This window comes from Rudaea sp. (genome assembly GCF_036383415.1).
GTDB lineage: Bacteria > Pseudomonadota > Gammaproteobacteria > Xanthomonadales > Rhodanobacteraceae > Rudaea.
In genome coordinates this window covers 1-14,312 of sequence record NZ_DASVOK010000414.1, presented here as the reverse complement: position 1 = coordinate 14,312, position 14,312 = coordinate 1, and the positions used below count along the sequence as shown (strand labels likewise).

Below are 14,312 nucleotides of genomic sequence, written 5' to 3'. Positions count from 1 at the left end.
TGTCGACCAACGGCCTGATCGGCACGCACATGATCGCGTTCTGCGCCGACAACGGCATTCCCGAAACACGCGCGGCGGGCCTGCTCATGCTCATGGGCATCTTCGACATCCTTGGCACCACGGCCTCGGGCTGGCTGTCCGACCGCTACGACAGCCGGGTGCTGCTGTGCGTCTACTACGGCCTGCGCGGATTGTCGCTGCTATATCTGCCGTGGTCCGATTTCAGCATCGGCAGCCTGGGACTCTTTACCGTGTTCTACGGCCTCGACTGGATCGCCACCGTGCCGCCGACCGTGCGCCTGACCACCGACCGTTTCGGCCCGCAGCTGTCGCCACTCGTCTACGGCTGGATCGGCGCCGGCCACCAGCTCGGTGCCGCGACCGCGGCCTACGGCGCGGGCCTGATCCGCGTGCAGACCAATCAATACGTCATGGCGTTTCTGGTTGCCGGCGCTGCGTGCATCGTCGCCGCGATTCTCGCCATGCTGATCCGCCGTCGCGCGGCGCGGCTGCAACCGGCATGACGGCGGAGACGTTGCACGCGCACCTGCCCGCGCACTAGGCTTGCGCCATCGCGGAAACGCCCACGCCTCCATGCCGGATCCGACCGACAGCTACTTGTTGCAGTCGCAGCTGCGTCACATCGCCGATCTTGTGCTTTTGTTCGGCTTCGTCCTCGCGCTGGCCGGGGAACTGCTGCTGCCCGCCGCCGGCGCGCGCTGGAATCGCGCGCGACTCGCCCACGGCGCACACAACCTCGTGCTCTGGCTGATCGTTGTGGTCGTCATTTCGTTCGTGTTCGGCAGCGTGGTCTGGGCGCTGCTGCAATGGATGCAGTGGCGCGGCATCGGCGTGCTCGCTCTGCTGCCGCTGCCGGGCTGGCTGCACGCGGTCCTCGCCTTCCTGCTGCTCGACGCGGCCGACTACTTTTTCCATCGCCTGAGCCACAACGCTCGCTGGCTGTGGCTCATGCACGCCGTGCACCATTCCGATCCGCAGGTCGATGTGACCACCAACCTGCGCCAGCATCCGTTGCATGCCGTGTTCACCCAGTCGTGGAAGATTGCCGCTTGCGCGGCGATCGGCGTACCGCCCTGGGTATATCTCGTGCACGAGATTCTCACCCTCGCCTTCGCCTACCTGCACCACGCCGCGATCCGCTGGCCGCGCTGGCTCGATCCGGCGCTGTCCTGGCTCGTCATCACGCCGCGCATGCACTGGAACCACCATTCCCCTGAGCCCGCGCGCACCAATTCGAACTACGGCGTGGTGCTCTCGTGGTGGGACCGGGCGTTCGCGACGTTGACCGCGCCGTCGGCCGAACCGGTGCAGTTCGGCCTGCACGCGCTCGATGCGCCGCGCTGGCAAAGCGCGTTCGGCATGCTGGCGACGCCGTGGCGTGCGCGCAGCCTGCGCCAGCTGTAGGCACGGCGCAGGCAGGACGGAAAGTACGACTCAGCCGTTGCGGCGAGCGGCGAAATAGGTGCCCGCGCCGATCAGCAGCGTGGCTAGAAGGGTCAATATCGTCGGACTCAGCGCGGGTGCGCCGACCGCCGCCGCAAGCGTCGATCCGAGCAGCGAGATCGTGCCGGTGCTGCCCGCCTGCGACGCTGCGCAATTCAGCGTGAATCCACCGATCAGCGCGATGGTGCTGCAGTTGACCGCGAGCTGCGCGTTCTCCGCGGCCGACGACGACGGCGTATAGCGCACGATGACCGTGCACGAGGACGGCGGACTCGTGCCGAGGTACATCGAAGGCGAAGGCACACAGGTGCCGCCTGGGACGATCGCGAAATCGGCGGCGTTGACGCCCTGCACTGCCAGCGAATTGAGCAGCGCGTAGAAACCGGTGGGGCTGCCGTTCGCATCGAACGTGAGCGTGATCGTCTGCGTCACCGGTGTACCGGATGAAGCGAACGCATAGGCGTCGTCGAGCGACTTGAGGTTGACCGTGGCCACGATCGCGCCCGCGTACAGCGGGACGTGGAAGAGCAAAGCGAGAATGCCGAGCAGACAGCGAAAGCGGAGGTGTTGCGACATGACGACTTTCTCCGGGAGGCTGGAAGGCACGAGACAGAAGCCGGCAGGCCGGCGGCGCCACGATACTCGCAACGCCGCGCGGCTGCCACGAGCCGCGCACATTCCAAGCGTCGATTGCTTCACGCAATCGAGATCCTGGCGACCCAGTCAGCTTATCCCGGCCAGCCGGGTCACAGTGTCGCGATAGCGCGCGGCGATGCGCTCCTCGTCGCGATGGCGGAAGTCGCGCACCACCCATTCGCCGTTTGCCATGACATGACGCACGAGGTTGGCGTTGCCGGCGAACAGGAAGGTGTCGATCAGGCTGGCCTCGTCGCGGCCCGCCAACAGCGATGAACTCTCGTCGAGCACAATCAGGTCCGCACGCGCACCAGCCTCGATCACGCCGGCGGCCACACCCGCCGCCTGCGCGCCGCCACGCAGCGCTGCGGCATGCAAAGTTTCGCCGACGCTATGGCTCATCGCCGACACCGCGATATTGCGATGCCGCGTCGCCAAGCGCTGGCCGTACTCGAGCCAGCGCAATTCCTCGACCGGCGACACCGAGATGTGGCTGTCCGAGCCGATGCCGAACGCGCCGTTGTCGTTGATATAAGCCTTGAGCGGAAACAGGCCGTCGCCGAGATTGGCCTCGGTCGTCGGACACAGGCCGGCGACCGCGCCCGACTGCGCGAGGCGCTGCGTTTCCTGCGCGGTCATGTGCGTGGCGTGGACGAGACACCAGCGTGCATCGACCGGCAGGTTGTCGAGCAGCCATTCGACCGGACGCGCGTTGCGCAGCGCGAGGCAGTCCTGCACCTCGCCGATCTGTTCGGCGATGTGGATGTGGACCGGCATCGCACGCGTGATTTCCGCGGCGAGCACCGTGCGCATCGCCCGCTCCGGCACCGCACGCAGCGAATGCAGGGCGACGCCGATGCGCAATGCGGCATTTTCCATTTTTACCAATTGCTGCAAAAGTGCCAGGTAGCCGTCGACGTCGAAACCGAAGCGGCGCTGGCGCTCGGACAGCGCGCGGCCGTCGAATCCGCCGGTCATGTACAGCGTCGGCAGCAGGGTCAGGCCGATGCCGGCCTCGCGCGCGGCCTCGATCAGGGCGAGCGACATCGCCGCCGGATCGGCATATGGCTTGCCATCGGGCTGGTGGTGCAGGTAATGGAATTCGCAGACGTGGCTGTAGCCGGCCTTGAGCATCTCGACGTAGAGCTGTGCCGCGATCGCGCGCAGGTCGTCGGGGCCGACGCGGCCGGCGAAGGCGTACATGATCTCGCGCCAGGTCCAGAAGCTGTCGCTCGGGTTCGTCTGCCGTTCCGCCAAACCTGCCATTGCGCGCTGGAAGGCATGCGAATGCAGGTTTGGCATGCCGGGCAGCACGTAGCGGCCAAGGTACCGTGCATCGCCGCGTGCACTTTGCACGTCCGCAGCGGACAGCGCGCCGCGTTCATTCATGCCGATGCCAACTTGATTCGCCCAGCCGTGCGGCAACCAGACATGATCCGCAAAATAATTCGCCACAGTCGTTTCCATCGATTGCAATGACCGGCAGTATGCCAGCCGCAGATGAATTGCGGCGATCCAGGCAATGCTGCAACGGCTATGGCTTGCGTTTGAACTCTACCGTCTCGCTGCCCTGATGCAGCACCATGATGCGTGGCGTGCCTTCGGCCGGGTCAAACACCACGGTGCCGTCGACTTCGGCTACCGTGAAGGTGTTCGGTGATTCGGCCAGCAGCGTCACCCCGGGCTCGGATGGCCCGACGGGATCTACCTTCAACTGCTCATCTTCGACAGACACGCGAAATTCCGCACCCCCACCCGAATAATTGCCGACGACGCGTTCGAGTGCCGCGTGCGACAGCACGACGAGCGCGGGCGGCGGCGTTGCGCCCATGCGCGCAAGCAACACGCCCTCATCCTCGCCCCAAGGGAAGAATCGCAGTGCAGTCACGGCGCCGGTCCCGCCGCGTTCGAGATGCAGGCGATCCAGACTGTCGCTGGACTGATACGTGTCGGCCGCAATCGGAATCAGTTCGGAGCGAACGCCGCCGGTGCGGGCGATGGTGAGCTTGCCGCGGATCACGCGCAGCACTCGCGCACTCACCACGCGCGCGTAGCTGGAACCTGGTGGATCGGTTCCGAACACGCCTTCCGCCTGGTGCAAGACCGCGGTGTCGACCGCTATCGGAGCCACCGCGGGATAGGCATCGCCTATCGCGAACGCGGCCAGCTTGCGCGCGATTTCCGCCGGGCTGACGCCGGCAAGCACGTCCTTGTTTTGCAACACCGCGACGCTGATCCTGCTTTGCGGAAGATAAAGCAGGTATGAGCGAAAACCCGAGATGAGACCACTGTGGCCGATCATCTCGCGACCGCGCAAGGTCGTATGGTAGACGCCGAAACCGTATTGCTCCGGCACCGCCTTGCCGACCGGGGTGATCATGCGGCGATAGCTGTCATGCTTGAGTACGCGCCCTTCGTGCAGCGCACGGTTCCACTTCTGCAAATCGTCGACCGTCGATACGAGTGCGCCGTTCGCTGCCGTCAGACTGACCAAACGTGCTGGCGTCAGCTTACCTGCGATCAAGGTGTAGCCGCGCACCTGCTTGGCAGCAATCACCGGGTCCGCGCCGCAGCCGGTGTGGTTCAAGCCGAGTGGCTGGAACAGCGTGCGCTGCAGATATGCGCACCACGGCGTGCCACTGGCGGCCTCGATCACCGCGCCGACCAGCAAATATCCGGAATTGTTGTAGGCCCAACTCGTGCCTGGCGCGAATTCGGGTTTTTGATTCTTGAACGTATCGATCAACTGCAAGGTGGTCATCTTGTTGCCGACCGCCGCGTCCAGGTCGCCATCGTCGGTATAGTTCTTGATGCCCGAGGTGTGATTGAGCAGTTCAAGCACCGTGATTTTTTCTCCGCTGGGATAACCCTTGACGAATTTCGACAACGGATCGTCGAGCGAGACCTTGCCGGTCTCGACCAGTTTCAACAAACCTGCAGCGGCAAACTGCTTGGTGATCGAGCCGATGTCGAACATGTCGTCCGCGCTCAGCGACATGGCGCGTTCGATGTTGCCCATGCCGCGCGTGCCGCGAAACAAAACCTCATCGCCGCGCGCGACGATCACCGCCGCGCCGGGTGCGTCCTCGGCGTAATTGTCGGCAAGGAGTTGTCCGGCGTAGCGCGCGACGTCGGCTTTCGACGCGGGCACAGCGGCTTGCAGCTTTGCCGACAGCACTATGGCAACGACCAACGCAACGATCATGAACGACAAGCGCATGTGCAACTCCCTGGCATAGTGGATTCGACAGCGGCGCGGTTCGATCAGCGAAACAGATAGAGCAACAAGACAATCACGGCGATGACGGCACCGACGCCCCAGAACCGGCGATCGGCGTCGCGCTGGTCAGCTAGGGCTTCGGGACTGTCCGGCACAAACTCGATCTCATGATTGAGCGCCTTGAATGCCGCCGCAAAACGCTCGTTGCGCATCGTGCATTCGTATCGGGGCGACTCGAACGGCGGCGGATCGTTGTCAGTGTAGTCGAAGGCTCGCGTCACCGCGGTCTGCGGCTGGATTCGATCGCCTTCGGTTTCGCGCCACGCCGACTTGCGCAGGAAGTTCGCGATCAGGCCGAAAACCGTGCAGAGCACCGCAAACAGCATGAAGATCATCATTCGACCGTGGAGCAATTCGTCAATAGCGTGGTAGCCGGTCCACATTGCTGCCACGGCGAACATCGCTGACCCCATCATTTCGCCGTTCAAACTCGACAACAGATTGGATCGAAGGCTAGGCAGTTGTGCCTCGGCGCGATGACGAGCGGTGCACTCGTCGCAAAATGGCACGGAAACGGAAATCACGACCTGGCTACGGTCGTCGCCCGACGAACGCCAGAAAACTTTCGAAAGAACAAGCGTCTTGGTCGCGACGCTGCCACAGTTCGGGCATAACGACGGAAATCGCGCCTCATTTAGGCTCCCCCAAAGCGATGCGGTGTACGCATTGGGCACGCACCCAGATTCTCGCTTGCTTTCTGCGATCACAAGCTTATCGCGGCACCGCAGGCCGCTCCACGAACAACAACAAACTCGAGCCGCTTAGTAGCAATCCCAGCAGGGCCAGCCAGAGTGGCGACAGTGCCGGCGTCGGCACAGGCGCGATGCCGGGGCCGGGATTGCCAGTCGCGTTGCCGAACCAGTTGACGAGATTGCCGGCATCGACCGAGTGGTATGTTGAAGCCGGACCCGGCGCGATCGTCGCCTGCGTGGCCGCGTTATCGCGCGCGTCAACGTACGCGACAAGCTGCGTCGCACCGTTTGCCACGGCAAATTGCGCGTGCTGACCAGATGCAGAGCTAACGATTTGCAGCAGGCTTCCGGCGGCGCCCTGCAAGATTAGCGCGTGCTCGACACCCTGAATCGCATTCGCCGGCAGAACGAGTTGCTTGCCGTTGGCACTTTCAACGCTGAGATCGTGGAAATTCGTCGCTCCGGACACTTGGCTTACACCGCTGCCGCAGGCATCGACGACGTTGATGTGGCTGCTGCCGGCAGTGAACGTACCGGCGTCGGAGAAATTTCCGCCGAGCGAAACCGAGCTTGCGCCGGGCGCGAACATTCCACTGATCAGCAACAGATCGATTATGCCCGTCAGCGTCGCAGACGTGCCCGTTCCCTGCCCGGCAATGGTCAGGTCCGAGCAGCCCAGATCGATTACGGCATCGGCAAAGTTGACCGACGAGCCGGCACCGACGGTCACGGCGGCGAAGGCGGGAGTGGCGAGCAGCAAGACGGCGGTCCCGATCACCTGCAGAATTGTCTTGCTCAGCGCGCTCATGGCTGCACCACTGCAGCCACTGCGGCAGAAGCCGGCTGCAAGCGTAGCGTGGCGAGTTGCGATTTCATCTGCACAAGATCGCCGGCCAGCGATTCGAGCGCAGCGACCCGGGTTTTCTGCGTCGCCAACTCCTCGCGCAAAGCGCCGATCTGCGCATCCTTGTCCAGCGTCATCGCGGTCAGCTTCGACTGTTGTTCGGCAAGGCGCTTGCTCAATTCCTGCGTCGCGGAAATGTTCAGCGTGGTCAGGCCCTCGTAGTCGACGGTGCGGAAATCGTCGACCTCCTCGCCGTAGACGAACACGCGATCGGCATGCAGATCGGGCACGTCGACGACTACTTCGGTGTCGGAAGGAATCGCCACGATCCCATAGGCCTGCATTGCATCGGTCTCGCCGGCGAGCATGCGAATACGTTTGGCGCTCTTGCTCAAGTGATGCGGTTGATCGAATCCGATCTTGTAGCCGCGTTCAGCCTTCTCAACCCTGCTCCCCAACTGATACACATTCGGAATGAAATCGTCGTGCCTGGAGACGATCTGTTGGTACACCTCCTCCACCTGCTGCGCTATGACTTTTTTGTACGGTCGGCTGCCATGCTTGGCTTTGTCTTTCATCGTGTAGTCGACCACCTCGATCGCATTTAGCGTGTCAAGATCATGTGAGGATGAGCTGGCGCCCTTGATGTCCTTGATGCGCGCGTCGGAAAAGGCATCGAATTCCTCTGCCATCACGCGAGCTGAAGCGTAAATGGAAACGGGAGCATCGCAATTTCGGCAGATGCCGGATGCAGATATTTCACTAAACGACGAACTATGGCCAAGAGCAAAATAGGCGTAGTACCCAGCATCCGGCAATTGACTACCGTTTATTGTGCTAGAGCCCTCCACATCGAGCGGCGCACGCGGCGTGTTGGTATTGATGCCCACATGGCCGTTTCCGCCCTGCGGAAACAACGATATATCCGTAGTCGATGCGAATTGCATGTACGCGTTGGTTTGTTCCAGGCCTGCGGCTTGGCTATCGCCGAAGGCGATGTGATAACCGCTAAACGCGCTGCTGCCTAGATTTCCTATCTGCAATGCATTTACCGGCACACCGGACGTATTGATGCCGACGTGGCCCGACCCGTTTTTTGGCTCGATCCGCATATCCGTGGTCGAATACCATTGTGTAAAGGTATCGCCTTGATACAGAGACGAAGCTTGTGCATCGCCGTACGCGATATGGCTGTCGTGGTAATTGCTGCTTCCCAGATTACCTATTTGCAGTTTATTCACAGGTAGTCCGGACGTATTGATACCGACCGCGCCCGTTCCATTTTTCGGCAGAATCCGCATGTTCGTGGTCGATCCGAATTGCAGAAAGGTATCGCCCTGATACAGGCCGGCACCTTGCGTGTCACCAAACGCGATGTGATTTCCGTTGTATCCACTGCCACCCAAGTTGCCAATCTGCAATTTGTTGGCTGGTAACGTTGTACCGATACCCGCGTTGGTACCGTCGTCGAACACCACCGACTTGCCCAGACTTGCTCCATCGGGCGTCCATTTGGCGACATAGTTAAGGGCGCCACTGCCTGGCACACCGCCGCTTCCGGCCGTGCCGCAAGCCCACGCCGAGCCGCTCCACTGCGCCATCTGATTCGCCGCGCAGGTCTGCGGCAATTGAAAGCGCGGCGCGACCGAAAATGTGGCGCCGGCCAAGACAAGTCCTGCACCGGCGGCGTAGCTGCCTCCACCACCGCCGCCGCACGGCCCCAACAATCCCGCCGCACCGATGCACAATGCCTGCGTCTGTGTGCCCGCGGCGACCACACCAGGCAGGCTGATCTGGCCGTTGTCCTGCACTCGCAAGCGTTCGTTGGCGCCGTTCGCATCCTTGATCACGAAGCCGCTACCGCTGGCGGGCTGCACCACAACATCGGCAGCATGGCCGACAACTGCGCTCAATGCGATCAACGTTGTCAATGCAATACGATGAGTTTTGCTTTGCATGAAAGCCTCGCTTGAATGGGAGAAGGGAATGGGATGACCTGCTGTTCGGTTGTTACAGCGCTGACTCACTCTCCCTGCATTGCCAGCGCCGAACCCTGCGCGTACCGTTCGCGCACGAACACGACATGGTCCGCGCCGCGCATGCACTCGCGATGCGCGGTGTGGATCAAGCGCTCGCGCTCGGCATAAATGTGCGATCCGTTGTTGGTTTCGAGCACCTCGCCGACGGCATGTAGGCTCGGAACTCGTTGATCATGGCAATCGATGACGAGGCGTCCGCCGTCGCGCACGGCGATCGGGTTCAGCGATGCGGCGGGTTGGCCGGCGTGCGCGCCTGCCATGACGAAATTGAGCAACGCGAAGCTGAAGTACAGTTTGTTCATGGGAGTCTCCGGAGTTGAATGACAATTGAGCAATCGGCTTGCCTGTCGACATGTCGAGGCGTGGATTCAGTCGATACGCGTCGCGGTTTCGGTGCCGCAGCCCTTCATCAATACGTGGCCATCGGGAGCGGCCACCTGAAACGTGATCGTGCCGGCGAAGGTGTCGGGATCGCTGCCAATTTCGATCTGACGCGAGATCGTGCGCACGCTGCCGAAGGTGCCGTCCGGGTTGTAGAAGAAGATGCGCATGCTGGCGCCGAAAAATCGGCCACTGTGCTCATGCCACCAGGCGCCGAAGCCGGGGCCGCGCACGGGGGGGGGGAGCGGAATTGGTGTCGGTCAGCGCGCCGCCGTGAATGAACATGTCGAGCGCGCGGAAGCTTGCGAGCGTTGCGCCGGTATCGCAGTTGGTCAGCGTGACGTTTTCGTCCCAAACGCCCTCGATCGCGTAGGGTCGCGAACTGTGAAACAGCGATGCCGCGGCGTCTGCGGAAGCCGGCTCGGCTCCGGTTTGCGCGAACAGGCAAACAGGCATACCGGCCAGGGCCGCGATCATTGCGATTTTCAATAGTGACGACTTCATGGCGGTTCCTTTCAAGTGGGTGGCTGCGGCGCAAGACTCGTACCGCCCGGTCGTGAAAGTCCTTAGAATCGACGTGAAAGAGTCTGAAAATTCCTGAAGGACGGGTATGAGCGAGCCGGAGCCGCGCCGCTATGCGTTCGACGACTTCTGCGTCGACGCGCTGACGCGACAGTTGCTTCGGCGCGACGGCGAGGTGATCGCGCTGACGCCGAAGGTGTTCGATACCCTGCTGCAACTGGTGCAACACGCCGGGAAGACTGTCGGCAAGGATGAATTGATGACCGCCGTTTGGCCCGGTCGCGTCGTCGAGGAAAACAATCTCAACCAGAACATCTCGGTTCTGCGCCGCGTGCTCGGCACCGGTGCCGGCGGACATCGCTATATCGTCACCGAACCGGGGCGCGGCTTCCGTTTCGTCGCGGATGTGCGGATCGATGAGAACGACACATCGATGAAATCCGTTGGCTTGCCTGAATCTAGTCCAGCACCGGAAGAAAAAAATCCCCGTAGATTCGGCGAAGCGGCGTCACAGCCGCGGGCAACGGAAGAAAAATCCGGCGGTGCCAGGCTTGCCGTCATCGGCGCCGCCGTTGCGCTGGTTTTCGCCATTACGGCCGGGTGGATAATGCATGCGCGAACGCCGTCCGCCGTCGCTGCGCCGACGCTGGTGGTGCTGCCGCTGCGAACACTCGATGAGGCGACGAGCGAAAACGCACTCGCCGAGGGCCTGAGCGAGGAATTGATCACGCGCCTTGCGCATATCGAAGGCCTGCGTCTGATCTCGCGCACTTCGGCGGCGCGTGCGCAGCAAGACAAATTCGACCTCGCGCAACTGGGCGAACGGTTGCACGTTACCCATGCGCTCGAAGGCAGCCTGCGTCAATCCGGCGATCAGCTGCGCATCGACCTGCGCCTCGTCGAAATTCCCGGCGGACGCACGCTGTGGTCACAGGAGTTCGATCGCAAGCTCGCCGATGTGTTCGCGATCCAGCGCGAAATCGCGCAGTCGGTCGCGCAGGTGCTGACCTTGAAACTGGGTGCCGCGAACGCGGCGGTAGAGGCGGACGTGGATCCACAGTGGTTTCAGGAGTATCTCGAGCTGCGCCATCGAATGGGAGATGTGAAATATTTCACTGCGCGCAAGGAATTCGTCGAACGAGCGCAGGCGCTGGTCACGCACGCGCCAGGCTATGCGCGCGCGCATGGTCTGCTCGCAAGCGCGCTGGTCCCAGCTTTGCGGCCGGTGGAGATCAGCGCAGACGAACGCGCCGAGGCGGCGAAAGAAGCCGCGCTCGCGCTAAAACTCGACCCGAATCAGATCGAAGCGCACGCCGCACTCGCAGTATTGGCGTCGCTTGCCGAGGACTGGCCGCGCTGTCTTGATGAATACCGTCTGGTACTGAAGCTCGACCCAAGCGGCTCGGCCATGCGCGCGGCCTATGCTGCGCGGCTGGCCGGTATCGGCTACATCGACGAGGGGTTGCAGCAGATTGACATTGCCTGGAATGCGGATCCGCTCAATTTCGAATCGATCACGCTGCGCGGCTGGTTGACCGACGTGAAAGGCCGACACGAGGAAGCGCGCCCCCTGCTCGAAATGGCCCCCAGCGAGTTGAACCTCAACCGGCAGTGGTTCAACGCCGTCTGGCGTCGCGATTTCGCCGCGGCGCGCGACCTTGCGGCGCGCATGCCGGCACAGGACAAGTTCACCGATTCCTACGTCGCAGCCTCCGAGGCACTGCTCGATCCGCTGCGCTGGCCCGATGTGCAATCGCGTGTCGCGGTAAGCCTTGCCAGCGTGGTATAACCCGACGCCGATCGCGAAACCTCGATGCGCAAGATCGAAGCCTTGTGGGTACGCCAAGTTTCGCCTCAGCCGCTGATGCTGTGGGTTCCCGAACTGGCCCATGTGCGCAGCAGCGTGGCATTTCAGGAATTCCTGCAGCGCCACCATATCCTCGACTATTGGAGCAGCCACGGTTTTCCGGCCCAATGCAAGGCCGAAGGCGATGGTGCACGCTGTGACTGAAGCAATGATTCGCCGACAAGCAACATTCCGCCAGGACGGGGCGATCCCGTTCGACAGCACCGGGAGTCCGCCATGACGACACGCTGGGATGACCTGCTGCTCGACTGTCGCCTCGCGACGCTGGCCGCCAACGGCGCGGCGTTTGGGCTGATTGACGCTGCTGCGCTGGCGTGGGAGGACGGCCGCATCGTGTTCGCTGCGCCGATGTCCGCCCTGCCCGGCAAGCCCAACGCGCTCGCGCGCGAAGTCGCCTCCGCACGCGGCGCGCTAGTCACGCCGGGGCTGGTCGACTGCCACACCCATCTCGTCTTCGCCGGCGATCGCGCCGCCGAATTCGACCTGCGCCTCAACGGAGCGAGCTATGCCGACATTGCCAAGGCCGGCGGCGGCATCGTCTCGACCGTGACGAAGACGCGCGCAGCGAGCGAGGACGAACTACTCGCACAGTCCCTACCCCGTGCGCGTGCGCTGCTCGCCGACGGCGTGACCACGCTCGAAATCAAATCCGGCTACGGCCTTGATCTCGACAGCGAGACGAAGATGCTGCGCGTCGCGCGCCGCATCGGCGACGAACTCGGCATCACCGTGCGCACCACATTCCTCGGTGCGCACGCCGTGCCGCCGGAGTTTGCCGGGCGCCAATCCGACTATGTCGACGAAGTCTGCATCCACATGCTGCCGCAGATCGCGCAGACGGGCCTCGCCGACGCGATCGACGCATTCTGCGAGAACATCGCGTTCACGCCGTCGGAAACGCGGCGCGTGTTCGAGACCGCGCGCGCACACGGCCTGCCGGTGAAGCTGCATGCCGATCAGTTGTCAGACCAAGGAGCGGCGGCACTCGCCGCAGAGTTCGGCGCGCTCTCGGCCGATCATCTCGAATACACGAACGAAGCCGGCATCGCCGCGATGGCCGCGGCTGGCAGCGTTGCCGTGATGCTGCCCGGTGCGTTTTATACTTTGCGCGAAAGTACACTGCCGCCGATCGAGACGTTCCGCCGCCACGGCGTCGCGCTCGCCGTCGCCAGCGACCTCAATCCGGGCACTTCGCCGCTGCTCTCGTTGCGCCACGCGATGAACATGGCCTGCACGCTGTTCCGCATGACGCCCGAGGAGACCCTGCGCGGCGCTACCGTGCACGCAGCGCGCGCGCTGGGATTGAGCGACCGCGGCACGCTCGCGCCCGGGCAGCGCGCGGATTTCGTCATCTGGGATGCCGGCCATCCGGCCGAGCTGTGCTACTGGATCGGCGGCGCGCTCGCGCAGCAGGTCTTCGTCGCGGGGCGCCGCGTCACCGGCGGCGTAGCGCACGACGCACAATTGCGGAACAAACAAAACCCCGCCTGAAGCGGGGTTTGTGGCGGCATGAATGCGCCGATCAGGCTGCAGGCTTCTTCGCTGCAGCGGCCTTCTTCGCCGGCGCGGCTTTCTTAGCTGCCGGCTTGGCGGCAGCCGTCTTCGTGCCCGCGGCCTTCTTCGCCACGTGCGGACGCGCCTTGCCGTAGCTGCGGATCGCGATCTTGCCCTTCTTGGTCTTGCGGTCGCCTCTGCCCATCGTTGTCTCCTGTAATGAATATGAAAAAAGGTGACGTAGCTTAGCAGCGCGGGCGCCGCGAGGGAATTCGCGGCCATGCTAAGCTTGCGAACGGAGGCAGAGTGGAGAAGCGCAACGAATGCTGAGCATCACTGAACTGCTGGTCCGTGTGAGCAGCGGGGACAATCTCGCGGCGAACGAGCTGTTCGGTCGTCTCTATCCGGAAATCAAGCGCATTGCGCGCGCGCGCCTGGTCGAAGCGGGCGGCGTGACCGGGCTCGACGCAACCGCGCTCGTCCACGAAGGCTTCCTGCGCATGGCCGACAGCGAGGGCTTGCGCGGTTCGACGCGCGGCCAGTTCTTCGCCTACGTCGGCCGCGTGCTGCGTACCACCGTGATCGACCACCTGCGCGCGAAACAGGCGCAGAAGCGTGGCGGCGGCGCGATGCTGGTGACCCTGTCGCAGGCCGACGGCGAGGACGGCGTTTCCGTGCAAAACCGCGTCGACCTCGCCGACCTCGACCGCGCGCTCGCGCAGATGCACGAGATCGATCCAGGGCTCAACGAGCTGCTCGAGATGAACGTCTTTGCCGGCATGAACATCGACGAAATAGCGTGCTTGCGCGAGGTGTCGGCGCGCACGGTCAACCGCGACCTGGTCAAGGCGCGCGCGCTGCTTGCCGAGCTGATGCAGCCGGACGATCCGGCCGTGTCGTAGTACACCGAGAAATTCCGTCTGCCTTGAAGACAACCACCAGGCGCACCGATGGCGAAGTTCGAATCCGACCGCTGGAAGTGCCTGTCTGCGCTGCTCGACGAGGCGCTCGATCTGGACATCGGCGCCCGCGCGACGTGGCTCGAGCGGCTGGCCGCCGGCGACGCCGCCACAGCGGATGCGTTGCGCCGCTT

Annotated in this window: 16 protein-coding genes; 6 read left to right on the top strand and 10 right to left on the bottom strand. The window is 63.3% G+C overall.

Annotated features, from left to right (window positions below):
- Both VF497_RS15115 and VF497_RS15110 read left to right on the top strand, forming a co-directional pair.
- On the top strand, positions 1 to 524 hold a 524-nt coding region (locus VF497_RS15115; RefSeq protein WP_330890188.1), incomplete at its 5' end, for an MFS transporter.
- A gap of 70 nt (positions 525 to 594) precedes the next feature.
- On the top strand, positions 595 to 1,425 hold the full coding sequence (locus VF497_RS15110) for a sterol desaturase family protein (protein ID WP_330890186.1): 831 nt from the start codon (positions 595 to 597) through the stop codon (positions 1,423 to 1,425).
- A gap of 30 nt (positions 1,426 to 1,455) precedes the next feature.
- On the opposite strand, the gene VF497_RS15105 is transcribed toward VF497_RS15110, so the two are convergent.
- The 9 genes from VF497_RS15105 to VF497_RS15065 all read right to left on the bottom strand — a co-directional run bounded on the left by VF497_RS15105 (position 1,456) and on the right by VF497_RS15065 (position 9,840).
- Positions 1,456 to 2,040: a hypothetical protein gene (locus VF497_RS15105; protein WP_330890183.1), complete on the bottom strand. Its 585-nt coding sequence runs from the start codon at positions 2,038 to 2,040 to the stop codon at positions 1,456 to 1,458.
- 147 nt (positions 2,041 to 2,187) lie between these two features.
- On the bottom strand, positions 2,188 to 3,567 hold the full coding sequence (locus VF497_RS15100) for a formimidoylglutamate deiminase (RefSeq protein ID WP_330890181.1): 1,380 nt from the start codon (positions 3,565 to 3,567) through the stop codon (positions 2,188 to 2,190).
- Positions 3,568 to 3,634: 67 nt separating this feature from the next.
- On the bottom strand, positions 3,635 to 5,320 hold the full coding sequence (locus VF497_RS15095) for a serine hydrolase domain-containing protein (RefSeq protein ID WP_330890179.1): 1,686 nt from the start codon (positions 5,318 to 5,320) through the stop codon (positions 3,635 to 3,637).
- Positions 5,321 to 5,364: 44 nt separating this feature from the next.
- Positions 5,365 to 6,087, bottom strand: coding sequence for a hypothetical protein (locus VF497_RS15090; protein ID WP_330890178.1), 723 nt, complete (start codon positions 6,085 to 6,087; stop codon positions 5,365 to 5,367).
- Positions 6,088 to 6,091: 4 nt separating this feature from the next.
- Positions 6,092 to 6,880 carry a hypothetical protein gene (locus tag VF497_RS15085; protein ID WP_330890176.1) on the bottom strand — a complete coding sequence of 263 codons (789 nt, stop codon included), beginning with the start codon at positions 6,878 to 6,880 and terminating at the stop codon, positions 6,092 to 6,094.
- A complete protein-coding gene (locus VF497_RS15080) occupies positions 6,877 to 8,874 on the bottom strand; it encodes a tail fiber domain-containing protein (protein ID WP_330890174.1) in 1,998 nt (665 codons plus the stop codon). Before VF497_RS15080 ends, VF497_RS15085 begins: the two co-directional genes overlap by 4 nt.
- Before the next feature lie 65 nt (positions 8,875 to 8,939).
- Positions 8,940 to 9,257, bottom strand: coding sequence for a hypothetical protein (locus VF497_RS15075; protein ID WP_330890172.1), 318 nt, complete (start codon positions 9,255 to 9,257; stop codon positions 8,940 to 8,942).
- Positions 9,258 to 9,323: 66 nt separating this feature from the next.
- Positions 9,324 to 9,506, bottom strand: a complete 183-nt coding sequence (locus VF497_RS15070; protein WP_330890170.1) for a hypothetical protein — start codon at positions 9,504 to 9,506, stop codon at positions 9,324 to 9,326.
- 28 nt (positions 9,507 to 9,534) lie between these two features.
- Complete coding sequence (locus tag VF497_RS15065) at positions 9,535 to 9,840, bottom strand: hypothetical protein (RefSeq protein WP_330890168.1); 306 nt, start codon at positions 9,838 to 9,840, stop codon at positions 9,535 to 9,537.
- Between the two features lie 106 nt (positions 9,841 to 9,946).
- On the opposite strand from VF497_RS15065, the gene VF497_RS15060 reads away from it, so the two are divergent.
- The 3 genes from VF497_RS15060 to hutI all read left to right on the top strand — a co-directional run bounded on the left by VF497_RS15060 (position 9,947) and on the right by hutI (position 13,216).
- Entirely contained in the window at positions 9,947 to 11,647 is a 1,701-nt protein-coding gene (locus tag VF497_RS15060) for a winged helix-turn-helix domain-containing protein (protein ID WP_330890166.1), read from the top strand.
- Positions 11,648 to 11,671: 24 nt separating this feature from the next.
- Positions 11,672 to 11,869 (top strand): hypothetical protein, encoded by a 198-nt coding sequence (locus tag VF497_RS15055; RefSeq protein WP_330890164.1) that lies wholly within the window; start codon positions 11,672 to 11,674, stop codon positions 11,867 to 11,869.
- Between the two features lie 72 nt (positions 11,870 to 11,941).
- Positions 11,942 to 13,216 (top strand): imidazolonepropionase, encoded by a 1,275-nt coding sequence (gene hutI, locus VF497_RS15050; protein WP_330890162.1) that lies wholly within the window; start codon positions 11,942 to 11,944, stop codon positions 13,214 to 13,216.
- A gap of 31 nt (positions 13,217 to 13,247) precedes the next feature.
- Here the strand turns inward: hutI and VF497_RS15045 are convergent, their stop codons facing one another.
- Complete coding sequence (locus VF497_RS15045; RefSeq protein ID WP_330890160.1) at positions 13,248 to 13,424, bottom strand: 30S ribosomal protein THX; 177 nt, start codon at positions 13,422 to 13,424, stop codon at positions 13,248 to 13,250.
- Between the two features lie 118 nt (positions 13,425 to 13,542).
- Here VF497_RS15045 and VF497_RS15040 point away from each other — a divergent pair, with 118 nt between their 5' ends.
- Positions 13,543 to 14,121, top strand: coding sequence for an ECF-type sigma factor (locus VF497_RS15040; protein ID WP_330890158.1), 579 nt, complete (start codon positions 13,543 to 13,545; stop codon positions 14,119 to 14,121).
- The last annotated feature ends 191 nt before the right edge of the window (positions 14,122 to 14,312 follow it).

Excerpts from the sequence above, each read along its gene's own strand:
- VF497_RS15080 (WP_330890174.1), bottom strand. The coding sequence starts at position 8,874 with ATGCAAAGCAAAACTCATCGTATTGCATTGACAACGTTGATCGCATTG.
- VF497_RS15110 (WP_330890186.1), top strand. The coding sequence starts at position 595 with ATGCCGGATCCGACCGACAGCTACTTGTTGCAGTCGCAGCTGCGTCAC.
- VF497_RS15100 (WP_330890181.1), bottom strand. The coding sequence starts at position 3,567 with ATGGAAACGACTGTGGCGAATTATTTTGCGGATCATGTCTGGTTGCCG.
- VF497_RS15085 (WP_330890176.1), bottom strand. The coding sequence starts at position 6,880 with ATGAGCGCGCTGAGCAAGACAATTCTGCAGGTGATCGGGACCGCCGTC.
- VF497_RS15075 (WP_330890172.1), bottom strand. The coding sequence starts at position 9,257 with ATGAACAAACTGTACTTCAGCTTCGCGTTGCTCAATTTCGTCATGGCA.
- VF497_RS15055 (WP_330890164.1), top strand. The coding sequence starts at position 11,672 with ATGCGCAAGATCGAAGCCTTGTGGGTACGCCAAGTTTCGCCTCAGCCG.
- VF497_RS15105 (WP_330890183.1), bottom strand. The coding sequence starts at position 2,040 with ATGTCGCAACACCTCCGCTTTCGCTGTCTGCTCGGCATTCTCGCTTTG.
- VF497_RS15065 (WP_330890168.1), bottom strand. The coding sequence starts at position 9,840 with ATGAAGTCGTCACTATTGAAAATCGCAATGATCGCGGCCCTGGCCGGT.
- VF497_RS15095 (WP_330890179.1), bottom strand. The coding sequence starts at position 5,320 with ATGCGCTTGTCGTTCATGATCGTTGCGTTGGTCGTTGCCATAGTGCTG.
- hutI (WP_330890162.1), top strand. The coding sequence starts at position 11,942 with ATGACGACACGCTGGGATGACCTGCTGCTCGACTGTCGCCTCGCGACG.
- VF497_RS15070 (WP_330890170.1), bottom strand. The coding sequence starts at position 9,506 with ATGCGCATCTTCTTCTACAACCCGGACGGCACCTTCGGCAGCGTGCGC.
- VF497_RS15060 (WP_330890166.1), top strand. The coding sequence starts at position 9,947 with ATGAGCGAGCCGGAGCCGCGCCGCTATGCGTTCGACGACTTCTGCGTC.
- VF497_RS15040 (WP_330890158.1), top strand. The coding sequence starts at position 13,543 with ATGCTGAGCATCACTGAACTGCTGGTCCGTGTGAGCAGCGGGGACAAT.
- VF497_RS15045 (WP_330890160.1), bottom strand. The coding sequence starts at position 13,424 with ATGGGCAGAGGCGACCGCAAGACCAAGAAGGGCAAGATCGCGATCCGC.